This is a genomic window from Streptomyces sp. NBC_01233 (assembly GCF_035989305.1).
Classification (GTDB): domain Bacteria; phylum Actinomycetota; class Actinomycetes; order Streptomycetales; family Streptomycetaceae; genus Streptomyces.
On sequence record NZ_CP108514.1, the window covers coordinates 6,055,126 to 6,070,588 of the forward strand.

At 72.5% G+C, this 15,463-nt stretch carries 16 protein-coding genes, 2 tRNA genes and 1 pseudogene; 11 read left to right on the plus strand and 8 right to left on the minus strand.

Annotated elements, in window-relative coordinates; all coding sequences use genetic code 11:
- Positions 1-11 precede the first annotated feature (11 nt).
- Together OG332_RS29000 and OG332_RS29005 are read left to right on the plus strand one after the other, a co-directional pair.
- Positions 12-85: transfer RNA gene (locus tag OG332_RS29000), tRNA-Met, on the plus strand.
- Positions 86-277: 192 nt separating this feature from the next.
- Positions 278-2,134: a tetratricopeptide repeat protein gene (locus OG332_RS29005; protein ID WP_327416219.1), complete on the plus strand. Its 1,857-nt coding sequence runs from the start codon at positions 278-280 to the stop codon at positions 2,132-2,134.
- 117 nt (positions 2,135-2,251) lie between these two features.
- Here OG332_RS29005 and OG332_RS29010 read toward each other — a convergent pair whose 3' ends face one another.
- The gene (locus tag OG332_RS29010; RefSeq protein ID WP_327416220.1) at positions 2,252-2,491 is read right to left on the minus strand and encodes a hypothetical protein; all 240 of its coding nucleotides are present in this window, start codon (positions 2,489-2,491) and stop codon (positions 2,252-2,254) included.
- Between the two features lie 117 nt (positions 2,492-2,608).
- On the opposite strand from OG332_RS29010, the gene OG332_RS29015 reads away from it, so the two are divergent.
- Both OG332_RS29015 and OG332_RS29020 read left to right on the plus strand, forming a co-directional pair.
- Positions 2,609-2,911: a hypothetical protein gene (locus OG332_RS29015; protein ID WP_327416221.1), complete on the plus strand. Its 303-nt coding sequence runs from the start codon at positions 2,609-2,611 to the stop codon at positions 2,909-2,911.
- Between the two features lie 47 nt (positions 2,912-2,958).
- Positions 2,959-3,032, plus strand: a tRNA-Met gene (locus OG332_RS29020).
- Between the two features lie 139 nt (positions 3,033-3,171).
- Here the strand turns inward: OG332_RS29020 and OG332_RS29025 are convergent.
- Positions 3,172-3,588 (minus strand): Fur family transcriptional regulator, encoded by a 417-nt coding sequence (locus OG332_RS29025; protein ID WP_031144892.1) that lies wholly within the window; start codon positions 3,586-3,588, stop codon positions 3,172-3,174.
- Between the two features lie 130 nt (positions 3,589-3,718).
- Between OG332_RS29025 and OG332_RS29030 the strand changes: the two genes are divergently transcribed.
- A complete protein-coding gene (locus OG332_RS29030) occupies positions 3,719-5,188 on the plus strand; it encodes a catalase (RefSeq protein WP_327416222.1) in 1,470 nt (489 codons plus the stop codon).
- Between the two features lie 82 nt (positions 5,189-5,270).
- On the opposite strand, the gene OG332_RS29035 is transcribed toward OG332_RS29030, so the two are convergent.
- Complete coding sequence (locus OG332_RS29035; RefSeq protein WP_327416223.1) at positions 5,271-5,687, minus strand: CBS domain-containing protein; 417 nt, start codon at positions 5,685-5,687, stop codon at positions 5,271-5,273.
- A 239-nt stretch (positions 5,688-5,926) separates the two neighbouring features.
- Entirely contained in the window at positions 5,927-6,739 is an 813-nt protein-coding gene (hisN, locus tag OG332_RS29040) for a histidinol-phosphatase (RefSeq protein WP_327416224.1), read from the minus strand.
- 124 nt (positions 6,740-6,863) lie between these two features.
- Here hisN and OG332_RS29045 point away from each other — a divergent pair, with 124 nt between their 5' ends.
- Entirely contained in the window at positions 6,864-7,415 is a 552-nt protein-coding gene (locus tag OG332_RS29045) for a TetR/AcrR family transcriptional regulator (RefSeq protein WP_327416225.1), read from the plus strand.
- On the opposite strand, the gene OG332_RS29050 is transcribed toward OG332_RS29045, so the two are convergent.
- The 4 genes from OG332_RS29050 to OG332_RS29065 form a co-directional block, all read right to left on the minus strand.
- Positions 7,381-7,704, minus strand: coding sequence for a DMT family transporter (locus OG332_RS29050; RefSeq protein ID WP_030011402.1), 324 nt, complete (start codon positions 7,702-7,704; stop codon positions 7,381-7,383). The genes OG332_RS29045 and OG332_RS29050 overlap by 35 nt on opposite strands.
- Positions 7,705-7,805: 101 nt before the next feature.
- Positions 7,806-8,816, minus strand: a complete 1,011-nt coding sequence (gene rsgA / locus OG332_RS29055) for a ribosome small subunit-dependent GTPase A (protein ID WP_327416226.1) — start codon at positions 8,814-8,816, stop codon at positions 7,806-7,808.
- 8 nt (positions 8,817-8,824) lie between these two features.
- Positions 8,825-10,198 (minus strand): 3-phosphoshikimate 1-carboxyvinyltransferase, encoded by a 1,374-nt coding sequence (aroA, locus tag OG332_RS29060; RefSeq protein ID WP_327416227.1) that lies wholly within the window; start codon positions 10,196-10,198, stop codon positions 8,825-8,827.
- A 64-nt stretch (positions 10,199-10,262) separates the two neighbouring features.
- Positions 10,263-10,976: a M50 family metallopeptidase gene (locus tag OG332_RS29065; RefSeq protein WP_327416228.1), complete on the minus strand. Its 714-nt coding sequence runs from the start codon at positions 10,974-10,976 to the stop codon at positions 10,263-10,265.
- Positions 10,977-11,029: 53 nt separating this feature from the next.
- Here OG332_RS29065 and OG332_RS29070 point away from each other — a divergent pair, with 53 nt between their 5' ends.
- The 5 genes and pseudogenes from OG332_RS29070 to OG332_RS29090 form a co-directional block, all read left to right on the plus strand.
- Positions 11,030-11,848, plus strand: coding sequence for an SOS response-associated peptidase (locus OG332_RS29070; protein ID WP_327416229.1), 819 nt, complete (start codon positions 11,030-11,032; stop codon positions 11,846-11,848).
- A 26-nt stretch (positions 11,849-11,874) separates the two neighbouring features.
- A complete protein-coding gene (locus OG332_RS29075; protein WP_327416230.1) occupies positions 11,875-12,519 on the plus strand; it encodes an alpha/beta hydrolase family protein in 645 nt (214 codons plus the stop codon).
- A gap of 286 nt (positions 12,520-12,805) precedes the next feature.
- Positions 12,806-13,450 carry a sigma-70 family RNA polymerase sigma factor gene (locus tag OG332_RS29080; RefSeq protein WP_030709911.1) on the plus strand — a complete coding sequence of 215 codons (645 nt, stop codon included), beginning with the start codon at positions 12,806-12,808 and terminating at the stop codon, positions 13,448-13,450.
- Complete coding sequence (gene rsrA, locus OG332_RS29085) at positions 13,447-13,752, plus strand: mycothiol system anti-sigma-R factor (RefSeq protein WP_030032336.1); 306 nt, start codon at positions 13,447-13,449, stop codon at positions 13,750-13,752. Before OG332_RS29080 ends, rsrA begins: the two co-directional genes overlap by 4 nt.
- A gap of 191 nt (positions 13,753-13,943) precedes the next feature.
- Positions 13,944-15,353, plus strand: a pseudogene (locus OG332_RS29090) (HD-GYP domain-containing protein); the annotation flags it as partial.
- Positions 15,354-15,463 lie beyond the last annotated feature (110 nt).

Below are 15,463 nucleotides of genomic sequence, written 5' to 3' on the forward strand. Positions count from 1 at the left end.
GGTTTCACCGACGCGGGGTGGAGCAGCTCGGTAGCTCGCTGGGCTCATAACCCAGAGGTCGCAGGTTCAAATCCTGTCCCCGCTACTGAAGATGAAGGCCCGGATCCATGGGATCCGGGCCTTCGTCATGCCCGGGGTGGACACGCGTTAGCTGGGGCGGGTGAGTTGGGGTAGGAGCGTGTTTGACTTACCCCACTGTGGGCATGTCGACAAAACGCTGTAGTGACCTCACTGGCTGCGACATACCAGGTGTACGCGGGTAGCAGGTGATGCGACGATGGGATTTATGGGGGACAGGTCAACTCTGCTGGAGACAGGGCGGTTTGTGAGGGCGGAGACCGAATCGGGCGCAGAGGCCCAGGGGGCGGTTCCGGTAGCCGACGCGCAGACCGCGCTGACCGATGCGGATTTCGCGCAGGAACTGTTCGCCGAGACCGACGCGGCGAGCGACGCCGAGCTGGAGGCCCGGCACCGGGTGGCCGCCGACAAGGGCGACCCCGGCGCCATGAGCGTGCTCGGTGCGCTGCTGCTGCGCCGCGGTGACCTCGACGGGGCCGAGCCGTACCTGCGCGGTGCCACCGGCGAAGGGGACCGGGCCGCCGCGAACAACCTCGGTGTGCTCCTGCACCAGCGCGGCTACCCCGAAGAGGCCGCGGGCTGGTGGCGGGTCGCGGCCGTGGCCGGATCCGCACCGGCCGCGCACGCCCTCGGCCGCCACTTCCGCGAGCGCGGCGACGAGCCCGCTGCCGAGTACTGGATGCGGCAGGCGGCGGAATCCGGCCATGCGCTGGGCGCGTACGGGCTGGCCGACCTGCTGGAGCACCGCGGGGACAAGGGCGTCGAGCGGTGGTTCCGCGCCGCCGCCGAACAGGGGCACCGCGAAGCCGCGTACCGGCTGGCGAGGCACCTGCGCAAGGGCGACCCCACCGAGGCCGAGCAGTGGTACCGGCAGGCCGCCGCGCGCGGGCACCGGCGCGCGGCCCTTCACCTGGGCGCCCTGCTGGAGGCGCGCGGCGAGCTCAAGGAGGCCGGGCGCTGGTACCTGACCTCCGCCAAGCAGGGGGAGGCCCGCGCCGCGTGCGCGCTCGGCTTCCTGCTGCGCGACGCCGGGGACGAGGAGAGCGCGGCGACCTGGTGGCACCGCGCCGCCCAGGACGGCGACGGCAACGCCGCGAACGCGCTGGGCGCCCTGCACGCCGCGCGCGGGGAGACCCAGACCGCGGAGCGCTGGTACCGGACCGCCATGGACGCGGGCGACCAGAACGGGGCGTACAACCTTGCTCTGCTGTGCGCCGCACAGGACCGGACCGCGCAGGCCGAGCAGTGGTACCGGCGGGCGGCCTACGCGGGACACCGCGAGGCGGCCAACGCGCTGGCCATCATGCTGCTGCAGGTCGGGGACGCGGCGGGCGCCGAGCCGTGGTTCTCGAAGGCGGCCGAGGCGGGCAGCGTCGACGCCGCGTTCAACCTCGGGATCCTCTTCGCCAGCCGGGACGAGGACCGCACGGCGCTGAAGTGGTACGAGCGGGCCGCGTCGGCCGGGCACACGGACGCCGCGCTGCAGGTCGGCATCGCGCTCGTCCGCGACGGCGAGGAGCGGGCGGCCGAGCGGCACCTGCGGTGCGCGGCGGGCGGCGGCAGCGCGGAGGCGGCCTTCCGGCTGGCCGCGCTGCTGGAGTCGCTGGCCCCGCCGCCGGAGCCGGTCGCGCTGGGCGAGCCGGTGGGCGGCGCCCCGCGCACCGAGAGCGAGGAGTGGTACGAGCGGGCCGCCGAGCTGGGGCACCGCCGGGCCCAGGTACGGGTCGGCATGCTGGCGGCCGCCCGCGGTGACATGGCGGTGGCCGCACGGTGGTACCGGGAGGCGGCCGAGGCCGGTTCCCGCAACGGGGCGTTCAACCTGGGGCTGCTGCTCGCCCGCGAGGGGAGCGAGCCGGAGGCCGCGCTGTGGTGGACGCGGGCGGCGGTGGCGGGCCACGGCCGTGCGGCGCTTCGGCTGGGGCTGCTGGCGGCCCGGCACGGGGACCTGGCGGAGGGGCAGAAGTGGTGCGTGCGGGCCATGGAGCTGGGCCCGGCGGAGGTTTCGGAGCGGGCGGCACGGCTGCGGGAGGCTCTGGCGGAGGAACTCTCGGCCTGACCCGGCCGGGGGCTCCGCCGTCTCTGTGGCTGCGGCGCCGCGTCCTGGGCTCTGCCCCGCCCCGCGCCTCAAGCGCCGGCGGGGCTGGATGGTGCGGCGGGGGTGGGTCGGGCTTGGTCAGCGGTAGAGCCAGGTGGTGGCTCGGGGGTAGGCGTGGCGGAGGATCAGGGGCATCAGGAGGTCGTTGACGCGGCGTTGCACCGTGCCCGGCGTCTTCGCGTCGCGGTTCGACGCCGCTGCCTTGGTCATCCAGGCCACGCGGGGGCGGCGCAGGCGGGTGTATTCGGCCAGGGCGTTGCGGACGCCCGGCACCGATGGCACGCAGCGAGCCAGGGCCACCGCGTCCTCGATCGCCATCGACGCGCCCTGTCCGGCGCCCACCGGGGGGCCGCGTCGCCGAGCAGGACGGTGCGGTCGTCGTGCCAGACGGGGAGCTCCGCCAGCCGGTGCATCGGCAGCGGACGGTCGATGCGCGTGGCCGCCCGGACGAGGGCGAGCGGCATCCGCTCCCCGCCGCACAGCTCCGCCAGCAGGTCCTGGGTGACCGCCGCCGGGTCCGGGGGCTCCGACGAGGGCACCTGGGCCGACCACCACACCGTGCCGTCCGGTGCCAGGGCCGGCCGGGAGCCGCCGGGGGAGCCCGAGCTGGTCGCCGCGGCGATGGGGGCGATGATCCCGATGCTCGGGTACGCCGCGATGGCCGGCGGGGCGGCGCCCGACGACGGCGAAGTGGTCGAGACGCTGACCGCTCTCCTGCACCGTGGGCTGGCCGGTTAACCGATTTGCATCTGCCGGGGGGCCTCACGTAACGTTGGGTTTACCGACGCGGGGTGGAGCAGCTCGGTAGCTCGCTGGGCTCATAACCCAGAGGTCGCAGGTTCAAATCCTGTCCCCGCTACTGAAGGCCCAGGGCCCGGATCCAATGGATCCGGGCCCTGAGTCGTTTCCGGGGGCGAAGCGGCAAGCGGGAGCGGCAAGCAGAAGGGCCCGGACCCCCGTGGGCCCCGTGGGGTCCGGGCCCTCCGCGCGTTCCGGGATCAGGCGGCCGCGCAGTTCGGGCAGACCCCGCGGTAGGTCACCTCGACCGCGGACACGACGAAGCCGAAGCGCTCCGTGTCCGGCAGGTCGGCCAGCGGGTTGCCCGCCGGGTGGACGTCGCGGATCGCGCCGCACTGGGCGCAGACCAGGTGCTGGTGGGGTCGGTGCGCGTTCGGGTCGTACCGCTTGGCGCGCCGGTCCGTGGAAACCTCCAGGACCTCGCCGAGGGTGACGAGCTCGCCCAGCGTGTTGTAGACGGTCGCCCGCGAGATCTCGGGCAGCTTCGCCACGGCACGCGCGTGCACCTCGTCGGCCGTCAGGTGCACGTGGTCACCGTCGAGCACCTCGGCCACGACACGCCGCTGCGCCGTCATGCGCCAGCCGCGTCCGCGGAGTCGTTCCAGCAGGTCACTCATAGACATCAGCCTAACAGTGAGGGGATTCGGTGTAACTCCCGAACCGGTGCGGACTTGGATGCTTACTTGACTTAGACAAAGTCCATCGTAGGATCGGGTACGGCGAACGCCAAGGACAGGACATCCAGGAATGACGCAGGAGGCGCACGTGACGCAGGGACCGCTCACCACGGAGGCCGGGGCTCCGGTCGCCGACAACCAGAACAGCGAGACCGCCGGCGTCGGGGGTCCCGTTCTGGTCCAGGACCAGCTGCTGCTGGAGAAGCTCGCGCACTTCAATCGCGAGCGCATCCCGGAGCGCGTGGTGCACGCCCGCGGCGCCGGTGCCTACGGCACCTTCACGCTGACCCGCGACGTCTCCCAGTGGACCCGCGCCAAGTTCCTGTCCGAGGTCGGCAAGGAGACCGAGACCTTCCTGCGCTTCTCCACCGTCGCGGGCAACCTCGGCTCGGCCGACGCGGTGCGCGACCCCCGCGGCTGGGCGCTGAAGTTCTACACCGAAGAGGGCAACTACGACCTCGTCGGCAACAACACCCCGGTGTTCTTCATCAAGGACGCCATAAAGTTCCCCGACTTCATCCACACCCAGAAGCGCGACCCGTACACGGGCTCGCAGGAGGCGGACAACGTCTGGGACTTCTGGGGTCTGTCCCCCGAGTCGACCCACCAGGTGACCTGGCTGTTCGGCGACCGCGGCATCCCGGCGTCCTACCGCCACATGAACGGCTACGGCTCGCACACGTTCCAGTGGAACAACGAGGCCGGCGAGGTCTTCTGGGTCAAGTACCACTTCAAGACCGACCAGGGCATCAAGAACCTCACCCAGGCCGAGGCCAACCAGCTCGCCGGTGAGGACCCCGACTCCCACCAGCGCGACCTGCGCGAGTCCATCGAGCGCGGCGACTTCCCGACCTGGACCGTGCAGGTCCAGATCATGCCCGCGGCCGAGGCGGCCCAGTACCGCTTCAATCCGTTCGACCTCACCAAGGTGTGGCCGCACGAGGACTACCCGCCGATCGAGATCGGCAAGCTGGAGCTCAACCGCAACCCGGAGAACGTCTTCGCCGAGGTCGAGCAGTCGATCTTCTCCCCGGCGCACTTCGTCCCCGGCATCGGCCCCTCGCCGGACAAGATGCTCCAGGGCCGCCTCTTCGGATACGGCGACGCCCACCGCTACCGCGTCGGCATCAACGCCGACCACCTGCCGGTGAACCGTCCGCACGCCACCGAGGCGCGCACCAACTCCCGCGACGGCTACCTGTACGACGGCCGCCACAAGGGTGCGAAGAACTACGAGCCCAACAGCTTCGGCGGCCCGCACCAGAGCGACCGCCCGCTGTGGCAGCCCATCGACGTGACCGGTGGCACGGGCAACCACGCCGCCGCCGTGCACAGCGAGGACAACGACTTCGTGCAGGCCGGCAACCTCTACCGCCTCTACTCGGAGGACGAGAAGGCCCGTCTGGTCGAGAACCTGTCCGGCTTCATCGCCAAGGTCTCGCGTGACGACATCGTCGAGCGCGCCATCAACAACTTCCGCCAGGCGGACGGCGACTTCGGCAAGCGGCTGGAGGCCGCGGTCCAGGCCCTCCGCGGCTGAAACGGATCGCTTGCCGTCGCGTGACGCCGGGCCGGAACCCTCCTCGGAGGGTTCCGGCCCGGCGCCGTTCGTGAAGGGGTGCCTACGTGCCCACGTACCCAGGTGCCTGCGCGGAGACCGTGCGCCGGGCCGGCGCCCAGCAGCGGATGACGTCGCGCACGGACACGATGCCCACGGGGCCGCCGTTCTCCAGCACGATCAGGTGCCGGAAGCCGCCGTGCGCCATCGCCTCGGCGGCCTCCTGCACAGTGGCGTCCGGAGTGCAGAAGACGACGTTGTTGGTGGTGTGCGCGCCCACGGACTCCCGGTCGGGATCGTGGCCCGCGCCGATCGAGTTGAGGATGTCGCGCTCGGTCAGGATGCCGATTCCGCTGTGGTCGGGGTCGAGGACGACGGCCGCGCCGACGCGCCGGCCGGACATGAGGCAGGCCGCCTGCCGGAGGGTGTGTGCGGGTCCGAGGGTGAGGATCACGGTGCTCATTGCGTCACGGACGAGCATGAAGAGAGCCACCTCCTGGGGTGAGCCCCCCGCTTGGGTGGGTGTGCCCGTGAAGTCGCCCTTAGAGAAAGGCTTCACAAGCGCACAAGCGTGGGGAGTCTCAGATTCCCATGGACACGGAGGGTCAGCAAGAAGGCGCGCAAAGGAGCGTGCAGGCGCACACATGCTCCCGGCTGCGGTTCCCCGGCCCCCCGGCGCACAGGGGCCTCACGAGCGCGCGGCCCCAGGAGCGCAGAGCCTCAGGTGCGCGGGCGCAGCAGGCCGAGCATCTCCTCGTGGAGCAGCCCGTTCGAGGCCGCCGCGTTCCCGCCGTGCACGCCGTCCACCCCGTCCAGGCTGGTGAACCGGCCGCCCGCCTCCTGGACCACGACCGCGATGGCGGCCATGTCCCAGAGGTTCAACTGGGGCTCGGCGCACAGGTCCAGCGAGCCCTCCGCGACCATCATGTACGGCCAGAAGTCCCCGTAGCCGCGGGTACGCCAGCACGCGCGGGTCAGGTCCAGGAACCCGGCGAGCCGGCCCTGCTCCTCCCAGCCGCTCAGCGAGGAGTACGCGAACGAGGCGTCGCCCAGCCCGGCCACCTGGGACACGCGAATCCCCGTGGGCGCGGCGCTCTCGCCGAGCGCACCGCCCGCGTACGCCCCCTGCCCCTCGGCCGCCCACCAGCGGCGGCCCAGCGCCGGCGCGGACACCACGCCGACCACCGGCCGGAAGGCGCCGTCGGCGCCCTCGGCCATCAGGGAGATCAGCGTCGCCCACACGGGCACCCCGCGCACGTAGTTCTTCGTGCCGTCGATCGGGTCCACGACCCAGCGGCGCGGGCCGCTGCCCTGCAGGCCGTACTCCTCGCCCAGGATCGCGTCGCCGGGACGCGCGGCCGCGATGCCCGCCCGGATGATCTCCTCGGCGGCCTGGTCCGCCTCGCTCACCGGGGTCATGTCCGGCTTCGTCTCGACCTTCAGGTCGAGGGCGCGGAACCGCTCCATCGTGGCGGCGTCCGCCGCGTCGGCGAGTTCGAGGGCAAGGCGCAGGTCATCGTCATACTCGGGCATGCCCGAACAGTATCGAGACTCCCGGACCCGGGCGAACGACGTCCACAGTGCGGCCCCGACGCGCCCTTGACAGGATCTGTCGGCCCGTCAACTCTGGCCGGAGAGCCCATCGGGGAGGCGAGGGATGCCGGCAGCCCGGGAGTCCTTACTGGAGGCGGCGGGAGCGGCGCTCTCCGCGCGCCCCTGGCCGGCCGTGCGGATGGTCGACGTGGCCGCGGCCGCCGGGGTGTCCCGGCAGACCCTCTACAACGAGTTCGGCGGCAAGGCGGGCCTGGGCAGCGCCCTGGTCCGGCGCGAGGCCGACCGGTACCTCGACGGCGTGGACCGGGCCCTGTCCGCCCCGGCGCAGGCCGCCGAGCGGCTCGCCGCCGTCGCGGAGTGGACCGTACGCGCGGCCCGCGCCCATCCCCTCGTACGGGCCCTGCTCACCGGCAGCTGGGACGCGGGCCTGCCCGCCGCGGGACGCCGGGCGCCAGGGCCCGGTGAGCTGGCCCGGGCCGTCCGCGACCGGGCGGCCGCCGCGCTCACGCCGGGGGAGGGCCCGCAGCGGTGCGAGCTCGCCGTGCGCCTCGCCCTCTCCTACGTGATCGCCCCGGGGGAGGAGCCGGGGGCGGCCGAACTGCTCGGGCTGCTCCGGCAGCTCAGTGTGCCGACCCGGACAGCTGGAGTCCGATGACCCCCAGGATGACCAGCGAGATCGAGACGAGCTTGAGGGTGGAGACCAGGTCGCCGAGGAAGACCATGCCGTAGATCGCGGTCCCGGCGGCGCCGATGCCCGTCCAGACCGCGTACGCCGGTCCCACGTCCAGCTTCTTGAGGGCAAGCGTCAGCAGACCGAAGCTGCCGAGCGCGAAGCACGCGAAGGCGACGGTCGGCCACAGCCGGGTGAATCCGTGGGAGAGCTTGAGGCAGACCGCGAAACCGGTCTCCAGAAGTCCCGCGACCACGACCAGCAGCCACGCCATGTCGAATGCCTCCCCGCGTCACATGACATCACGTCACTTGGTGGGATTATGCATCTATCCCTACAGGGCCCTCGACAAACACAGCAGGCCCCTCCGGACCGTCAGTCGCCCTCGCGACGCTCCCGCGTCTGCAGCAGCCGCCGCAGCGAATACAGCCGCGCCGGGTCCGCGTGTCCGTCCTCCACCCACTTGTCGAGCGCGCAGTCCGGCTCGTCGTGGCTGCACGCGCGCGGGCACCCCTCCGTTCCCGGCACCAGCTCCGGGAAGGCCAGGATCACCCGGGACGGGTCCACGTGGTGCAGGCCGAAGGAGCGCACGCCCGGGGTGTCGATGACCCAGCCGTCGCCGCCCGGCAGCGGCAGCGCGAGCGCCGAGGTGGTGGTGTGCCGGCCGCGGCCGGTCACCGCGTTGACCACTCCGGTGGCGCGCTGGCGGCCCTCGGCGACCAGCGAGTTCACCAGCGTGGTCTTGCCGACGCCCGAGTGGCCGACGAAGGCGGTGATCCGGCCGTTGAGGTACTCGCGCACCCGGTCGGCCGCGTCGCCCGTCGCGAGCTCCTCGCGATTGGTCACCACGTACTTCAGCCCGAAGGTCGAGTAGATCTCCAGGATCTTGTCCGCGGAGGTCAGGTCGGACTTGGTGAGCACCAGCAGCGGCTCCAGCCCGGCGTCGTACGCCGCCACCAGGCAGCGGTCGATCATCCGGGGCCGCGGCTCCGGGTCGGCCAGGGCCGTGACGATGGCCAGCTGGTCGGCGTTGGCGACGACCACCCGCTCGTACGGGTCGTCGTCGTCGGCGGTGCGCCGCAGGACGGACTTGCGCTCCTCGATCCGCACGATGCGGGCCAGGGTGTCCTTCTTGCCGGTCAGGTCACCGACGATCCAGACCCGGTCGCCGACCACCGCGGCCTTGCGTCCGAGCTCGCGGGCCTTCATCGCGTGCACGGACCGGCCCTCGACCAGGCAGGTCAGCCGGCCTCGGTCGACGGTCAGGACGAAGCCCTCGGACGCGTCCTCGTGCTTGGGCCGGATGCTGGTCCGCGGCCGGTTGCCCTTGGGGTTCGGGCGCCGGCGGATGTCGTCCTCGTCGGTGTGCTTGCCGTACCTGCGCATGACGGGCCCTACGCTCCCGCACCCGCTCCGGGCGTCCCGGAACCACCGGCGTCCCCGGCGAGCATGTCCGTCCACATCTTCGGGAAGTCCGGCAGGGTCTTCGCGGTCGTCGCCACGTTCTCGATCTGTACGCCCTCCACCGCCAGGCCGATCACCGCGCCAGCGGTGGCCATCCGGTGGTCGTCGTACGTGTGGAAGACGCCGCCGTGCATCCGGCGCGGCCGGATGCGCAGCCCGTCCGCGGTCTCGGTGACGTCGCCGCCGAGCGCGTTGATCTCCTTGGTCAGCGCGGCCAGCCGGTCCGTCTCGTGCAGCCGCAGGTGCGCGACCCCGCGCAGCACCGACTCGGAGTCGGCCAGGGCCGCCACCGCCGCGATGCCCGGGGTGAGCTCGCCGACCTCGCTCAGGTCCACGTCGATGCCGTGGATCCTGCCGGTGCCGGTGAAGACCAGGCCTGCGTCGGTGAGCTCGCAGGAGCCGCCCATCTCCGTGAAGATCCGGCGCAGTGCGTCACCGGGCTGGGTGGTGCGGCGCGGCCAGTCCGGGACGGTGACCGTGCCGCCGGTGATCAGGGCCGCCGCCAGGAAGGGCTGGGCGTTGGACAGGTCCGGCTCCACGACCATGTCGCGGCCGAGCAGCGCGCCGGGGGAAACCCGCCACACGTTCTTCTCGCCGCCGGCCTCGGGGGTGTCGACCTGGGCGCCCGCAGCGCGCAGCATCTCCACGGTCATCCGGATGTGCGGCATCGACGGCAGGGTGGCGCCCACGTGCCGGACCTCGACGCCCTGGTTGAAGCGCGGGGCGGAGAGCAGCAGCGCGGAGACGAACTGCGAGGAGTTGCTGGCGTCGATCTCGACCGTGCCGCCCTCCAGGGCCCCGCCGCCCTGGACGGTCATGGGCAGCGCGCCCCGGCCGTCGTCGTCGATCCGGGCGCCGAGCGTGCGCAGGGCGCTGATGACCTGGCCGAGCGGGCGCTCGTAGGAGCGCGGGTCACCGTCGAAGCGGACGTCCCCGTCGGCGAGGGTGGCGACGGGCGGCAGGAAGCGCATGACGGTGCCGGCGTTGCCGACGTCCACGGTCGTCGGTCCGTACAGGGCGGCCGGGATGATCCGCCAGGCCTCTCCGCTCTCGCCGTCACCGGCGGAGCTGGAGGAGACGGTCTCCTCGATGCCGACGCCCAGCGCGCGCAGCGCGTCGGACATCAGCTGGGAGTCGCGCGAGCGCAGCGGGCGGCGCACCCAGCCCGGCTCGGCGGCGAGCGCGGCGAGCACGAGGGCGCGGTTGGTGACCGATTTGGACCCCGGCACCGTGACGGTGGCGTGGACGGTCCCATCGGCGAGCGGAGCGGGCCAGAGGGCAGGGAGCGCGGGGGTCTCGGTCATGGCCCCCACTTTAGTGGCTTCCTCCGGCCCCAGATCTTGATCGCCCCCCGGTCTCACGGGGTGGTCACAGGGTGAGCAGCCAGCGGCCGCCGCCGACCAGTGAACACAGCGCGACGATGTGGAAGAACAGCAGCCACACCACCGGATGCAGATGGGTGAGACGGCCCAGCTGGTCGGCATCGGAATCCGGGGCTCCGCCATTCCTGCGCTTGGCCCCCAGCTCGAAGACCGGCCGGACCCCGCCGAGCAGCAGGAACCACACCACCAGGTAGGCGAAGGCGGCCTGCACCTCGGCCGGGGTCAGCCAGGACACCAGGAGGAAGGCCCCGCCCGTCAGCACCACGGTCAGCGCCCCGTACGCGTTCCGGATCATCACCAGCATCACCACCAGCAGGGCGGTGGCCGCCCACAGCAGCAGCGTGATCCGGTGCGCGGAGAGCAGTGCCGCCCCGCCGAGCCCGAGCAGCGAGGGCGCCGTGTACCCGCCGGCGGCGGTCAGGATCATGCCGAGCCCGGTCGGCTTGCCCCGGCTGACGGTGACCCCGCTCGTGTCCGAGTGCAGCCGTATCCCGCTGAGGCGCCGTCCGGTCAGCAGCGCCAGCAGGCCGTGCCCGCCCTCGTGCGCGATGGTGATGGCGTTGCGTGAGAGCCGCCACAGCGGCCGGGGCCCCACGGCGGCCAGCGCGACCAGGCCGGTCACGATCACCAGCCACCGGTCGGGCGGGGTCTGTATGCCCGTGAGCCGGTCCCACAGGCCGGCCGTCGTGCTGCTGTCCATGAGGTGGCGGACTCCTTGCGGTGGTGACGGGGTGACATGGCAGTGTGGCAGCCATGTGCGGACGGTATGCGGCGAGTCGTGGGCCCGAGGACCTCGTGGAGGCCTTCGGCATCGAGAAGTGGGAGCCGGAGGAGGCCCTGGCCCCCGACTGGAACGTGGCCCCGACGAAAGAGGTCCACGTCGTCCTCGACCGTCCCCTCAAGGACGCTTCGCACCCGCGTCCGGTTCGCCAGCTGCGCACCCTGAAATGGGGCCTGGTCCCCTCCTGGGCGCAGAACCCCGACGGCGCCGCCCGGATGATCAACGCCCGGTCCGAGACCCTGCACGAGAAGCCGTCCTTCCGCCGCCCCTTCGCGCAGCGCCGCTGCATCGTCCCCGCCGACGGCTACTACGAATGGGTCACCGCCCACGACGAGCGGCAGCTGGAGGTGGAGGGGAAGAGGAAACGGGCCCGCAAGCAGCCCTGGTTCGTGCTCCCCTCCGACGGCTCCGTCTTCGCCATGGCCGGGATATACGAGTTCTGGCGCGACCGGACGCTGCCCGACGAGCACCCGCTCGCGTGGTGGGTCACCTGCTCGGTGATCACCACCGAGGCCGAGACGGGACCCCTGGGCGTACCCCCGGCCGAAGGGCCGCGCTCGCTGTCCGAGATCCACCCGCGGATGCCGCTGATGCTGCCCCCGGACCGCTGGGACGCCTGGCTGGACCCCGCGAACACCGACACCGAGGGCTCCCTGCGGGAGCTGCTGGCGCCGCCGCCGGGCGGGCTGATGCGGGCCTACCCGGTGTCCACCGCCGTGAGCAGCGTCCGCAACAACGGGCCGGAGCTGCTGGAAGAGCTGGCCGCGCCGGAGGAGGCGACCCTCTTCTAGGCGCCGCCCCGGGCAGGATGGGGTGCATGACCACGCGTACCGAGACCGTAGACACCCCGGCGGGCGAGGCCCGCATCACCTGGCACACCGCCCGCGCGGCGAAGCTGGTGCTCGCCGTGAGCCACGGCGCCGGCGGCGGCATCGAGGCCCGCGACCTGCAGGCGCTGGCCGCCGCCCTGCCCGCCCGCGGGATCACGGTCGCGCTGGTCGAACAGCCCTGGCGGGTCGCCGGGAAGAAGGTCGCCGCCGCGCCCAAGGTGCTGGACGAGGGATGGCGCGCACTGTGGCCCGCGCTCGCGAAGCCCGGGCTGCCGGTGGTCGCGGGCGGTCGCAGCGCCGGGGCCCGGGTGGCCTGCCGGACCGCCGTCGAGCTGGGCGCCGCCGGGGTGCTGGCGCTGGCGTTCCCGCTGCACCCGCCGGGCCGGCCGGAGAAGTCCCGCGCCGCGGAGCTCACCGGGGCCGGCCGGCCCACGCTCGTGGTCCAGGGCGGCCGGGACCCCTTCGGGCGTCCCGCGGAGTTCCCCGCGGGAGAGCACGCGCTGGTGGAGATCCCGTACGGCGATCACGGTTTCGCCATCCCGAAGAAGGCGGACCTCACCCAGGACGAGGCCCTCGGGAAGATCACCGGGGCGGTCACGGAATGGCTGCTGGCGCTCCCGGCCGGGAAGTAGCGGGAGCGGGGAGGAAGCGGAAGGTCCGAAAACCCGTCCGGTGCGCGGGAATGCGCTGCCCGGCCCTTCTGTTGTCTCGGATGTCGGTACGTACGGGAACTTGTCGGAGGAGAGGGAGCGCATGACCCAGGTCATCAGTCAGAACCGTCGGCAGGCCGCTGACCTGGACTGGACTGTTCTTCCTGCCCCCAAGCGCAGCACGCTTCGGGCGGCGGAGGGCCGGGATGGTCGACTATTCTCCGATTCGAGCGGATCCGCTTTCGGAGCCGCCACGCAGTCGGAGGAGGTGGGTCCTGTCGCTGGGACCGACGAAGGCCACGCGGAGGAGACGACCCCGGAGCGCAATGCGCGCTTCGAGCGGGACGCCCTCGGCTACCTCGACCAGATGTACTCGGCCGCGCTGCGCATGACGCGCAACCCGGCCGACGCCGAGGACCTGGTCCAGGAGACGTACGCGAAGGCATACGCGTCCTTCCACCAGTTCCGCGAGGGCACCAACCTGAAGGCGTGGCTGTACCGCATCCTGACCAACACGTTCATCAACTCCTACCGCAAGAAGCAGCGCGAGCCCCAGCGCAGCGCCGCGGAGGAGATCGAGGACTGGCAGCTGGCGCGCGCCGAGTCGCACATGTCGACCGGACTGCGCTCCGCCGAGTCGCAGGCGCTCGACCACCTGCCCGATTCGGACGTGAAGGAAGCGCTCCAGGCGATTCCCGAGGAGTTCCGCATCGCGGTCTACCTTGCCGACGTAGAGGGCTTTGCGTACAAGGAGATCGCGGACATCATGGGTACACCCATCGGTACGGTCATGTCGCGACTGCACCGTGGCCGCCGTCAACTCCGCGGAATGCTGGAGGACTATGCCCGCGAGCGCGGGCTGGTTCCCGCCGGCGCGGGAGAGTCGAACGACCGGAAAGGCTCGGGCTCATGAGTTGCGGAGAGCCGCACGAGACAGAGTGCTCTGAGGTCCTGGACCACCTGTACGAGTTCCTCGACCATGAGATGCCCGACAGCGACTGCACGAAGTTCGAGACCCACTTCGGCGAGTGCAATCCCTGTCTGGAGAAGTACGGCCTGGAGCAGGCCGTGAAGAAGCTGGTCAAGCGCTGCTGCGGGTCGGACGACGTGCCGAGCGACCTGCGGTCGAAGGTGATGGGCCGGATCGAGCTGATCCGGTCGGGGCAGGCGGTGCCCGATCACGACGTCACCGCCGACAACCCCGCCCCCGGCTGACCTGATCGGCGAAACACGGAACAACCGCCCCCGGAAGGGCACTTCGTTCACCCGAATGTGCTAATCCGGGGGCGTCCACATGGCGCAATACGAAAATGTGGCCCACCTCGCTCGGGGCCCCACTTATTCTCCCCATTCGGTACCGGTGTGATTCGGTACCCGGCTTGAACCGCCCAGGGGAGGAGAGCGCCATGCGGGTACTTCCGCCGGTGGCGCGCGGATACATCCTGTGCGCGGTCCTCGCGGCCGCGGCGTGCGTCGCCCCCGCCCTCACGGATTCCGGTACGCCCTGGGCGGCCGTCGTCCTGCTCGCCCTGCTCTACCTCGGCTGCGAACTCGTGAAGACCTGCCCGCTGCCGGGCAGCCGGGTGCCCGAGGGCATCGGCTCCTTCTTCCCCGTGGTGCTCGCCGCCGTCTTCCTCCTGCCGCCCGCCGCCGCCGCGCTCGTGGCGCTGCCCGGCGGATTCGCGGGGACCGTGGCCGAGCGGCCCGCCCGGGTGCGCCGGGTGTGGCACGGCGCGCAGCAGGCCATGGCCGCCTGGGCCGCCGGCCAGGCGTACGGGCTGCTGCGCGGTCCGGCCGCCCTCGGCGGAGGGCCTTCCGTGGGGTCCGGTCCCCCCGGGTGGGTGGCGGACTTCCCCTACGTGGTGCTCCCCGCGTCGGCAGCGGCCGTCGTCTTCTGCCTGGTGCTCACCGCCCTCGACGGCGGGATCCTGGCCACCGCCGAACGCCGGCCCGCCGCCACCGCCTGGCGCGGACTGCTCACCCTCTCCCTCGTCCCGCACTGCGTCCACGGCCTCGCCGGACTGATGATGGCCGTCATGTGGCGCAGCCCGTACGGGCTTCCGGCAGCACTGCTCGTCCTGCTGCCGATGTACGTCTCCTGCTGGGTCTTCGCCCAGTACCACCGCGAGCGGGCCGCCCACCGGGCCACCATCCGCGCCCTCGTCCAGGCCGTCGACATCAAGGACCGCTACACCCGCGGCCACAGCGAACGGGTCGGCCAGGCCTCCGCGCTGATCGCCCGCGAGCTGGGCATGGCAGACGACCGGATGGAGGTCGTGCGGACCGCCGGGATCCTCCACGACGTCGGCAAACTGGGCGTCCCCACCCGGCTGCTGCGCAAGGACGGGCCGCTCACCCCGGAGGAACGCCGGATCATCGAGCTGCACCCCGAGTACGGGCACGAGATGGTGCGCGGCATCGGCTTCCTCGGCGAGGCCCGGTCCGCGATCCTGCACCACCACGAGCGGGTCGACGGCTCCGGCTACCCGTACGGGCTGACCGGCGAGCAGATCCCGGTACTGGCCCGGGTGGTGGCGGTGGCCGACGCCTTCGACGCGATGACCTCGACCCGCTCCTACAGCCGGGCCCGGCCGGTGCCGGTGGCCCTGGCCGAGCTGGACCGGTGTGCGGGGGCCCACTTCGACCCGGCGATGGTGCGGGCCCTGGCGGGCGCCATTCGCCGGCACGGATGGCACCCGGTGGTCACCTCGGACGAGGACCTCCAGGTGATCAGCGCAAACGCTCCCGCCGGGGTCGCGGGTGCCGGCACGCCGGGGCCGGGGCCGTCGGTACCGCCGGGCCAGGGCCAGGGCCCGGCCGTGCCGGCTCCGCCTGCCGACAGGGTCCGGGCGGCTCCCGGCCCGGCCGAGGGGAACGGCGGCCCCCTTGCCGAGGGTGCCCGCACGGCCCGATCGGCCGCGCGGAC

Excerpts from the sequence above, each read along its gene's own strand:
- OG332_RS29005 (WP_327416219.1), top strand. The coding sequence starts at position 278 with ATGGGATTTATGGGGGACAGGTCAACTCTGCTGGAGACAGGGCGGTTT.
- OG332_RS29010 (WP_327416220.1), bottom strand. The coding sequence starts at position 2,491 with ATGGCGATCGAGGACGCGGTGGCCCTGGCTCGCTGCGTGCCATCGGTG.
- OG332_RS29025 (WP_031144892.1), bottom strand. The coding sequence starts at position 3,588 with ATGAGTGACCTGCTGGAACGACTCCGCGGACGCGGCTGGCGCATGACG.
- OG332_RS29030 (WP_327416222.1), top strand. The coding sequence starts at position 3,719 with ATGACGCAGGAGGCGCACGTGACGCAGGGACCGCTCACCACGGAGGCC.
- OG332_RS29035 (WP_327416223.1), bottom strand. The coding sequence starts at position 5,687 with ATGCTCGTCCGTGACGCAATGAGCACCGTGATCCTCACCCTCGGACCC.
- hisN (WP_327416224.1), bottom strand. The coding sequence starts at position 6,739 with ATGCCCGAGTATGACGATGACCTGCGCCTTGCCCTCGAACTCGCCGAC.
- OG332_RS29045 (WP_327416225.1), top strand. The coding sequence starts at position 6,864 with ATGCCGGCAGCCCGGGAGTCCTTACTGGAGGCGGCGGGAGCGGCGCTC.
- OG332_RS29050 (WP_030011402.1), bottom strand. The coding sequence starts at position 7,704 with ATGGCGTGGCTGCTGGTCGTGGTCGCGGGACTTCTGGAGACCGGTTTC.
- rsgA (WP_327416226.1), bottom strand. The coding sequence starts at position 8,816 with ATGCGCAGGTACGGCAAGCACACCGACGAGGACGACATCCGCCGGCGC.
- aroA (WP_327416227.1), bottom strand. The coding sequence starts at position 10,198 with ATGACCGAGACCCCCGCGCTCCCTGCCCTCTGGCCCGCTCCGCTCGCC.
- OG332_RS29065 (WP_327416228.1), bottom strand. The coding sequence starts at position 10,976 with ATGGACAGCAGCACGACGGCCGGCCTGTGGGACCGGCTCACGGGCATA.
- OG332_RS29070 (WP_327416229.1), top strand. The coding sequence starts at position 11,030 with ATGTGCGGACGGTATGCGGCGAGTCGTGGGCCCGAGGACCTCGTGGAG.
- OG332_RS29075 (WP_327416230.1), top strand. The coding sequence starts at position 11,875 with ATGACCACGCGTACCGAGACCGTAGACACCCCGGCGGGCGAGGCCCGC.
- rsrA (WP_030032336.1), top strand. The coding sequence starts at position 13,447 with ATGAGTTGCGGAGAGCCGCACGAGACAGAGTGCTCTGAGGTCCTGGAC.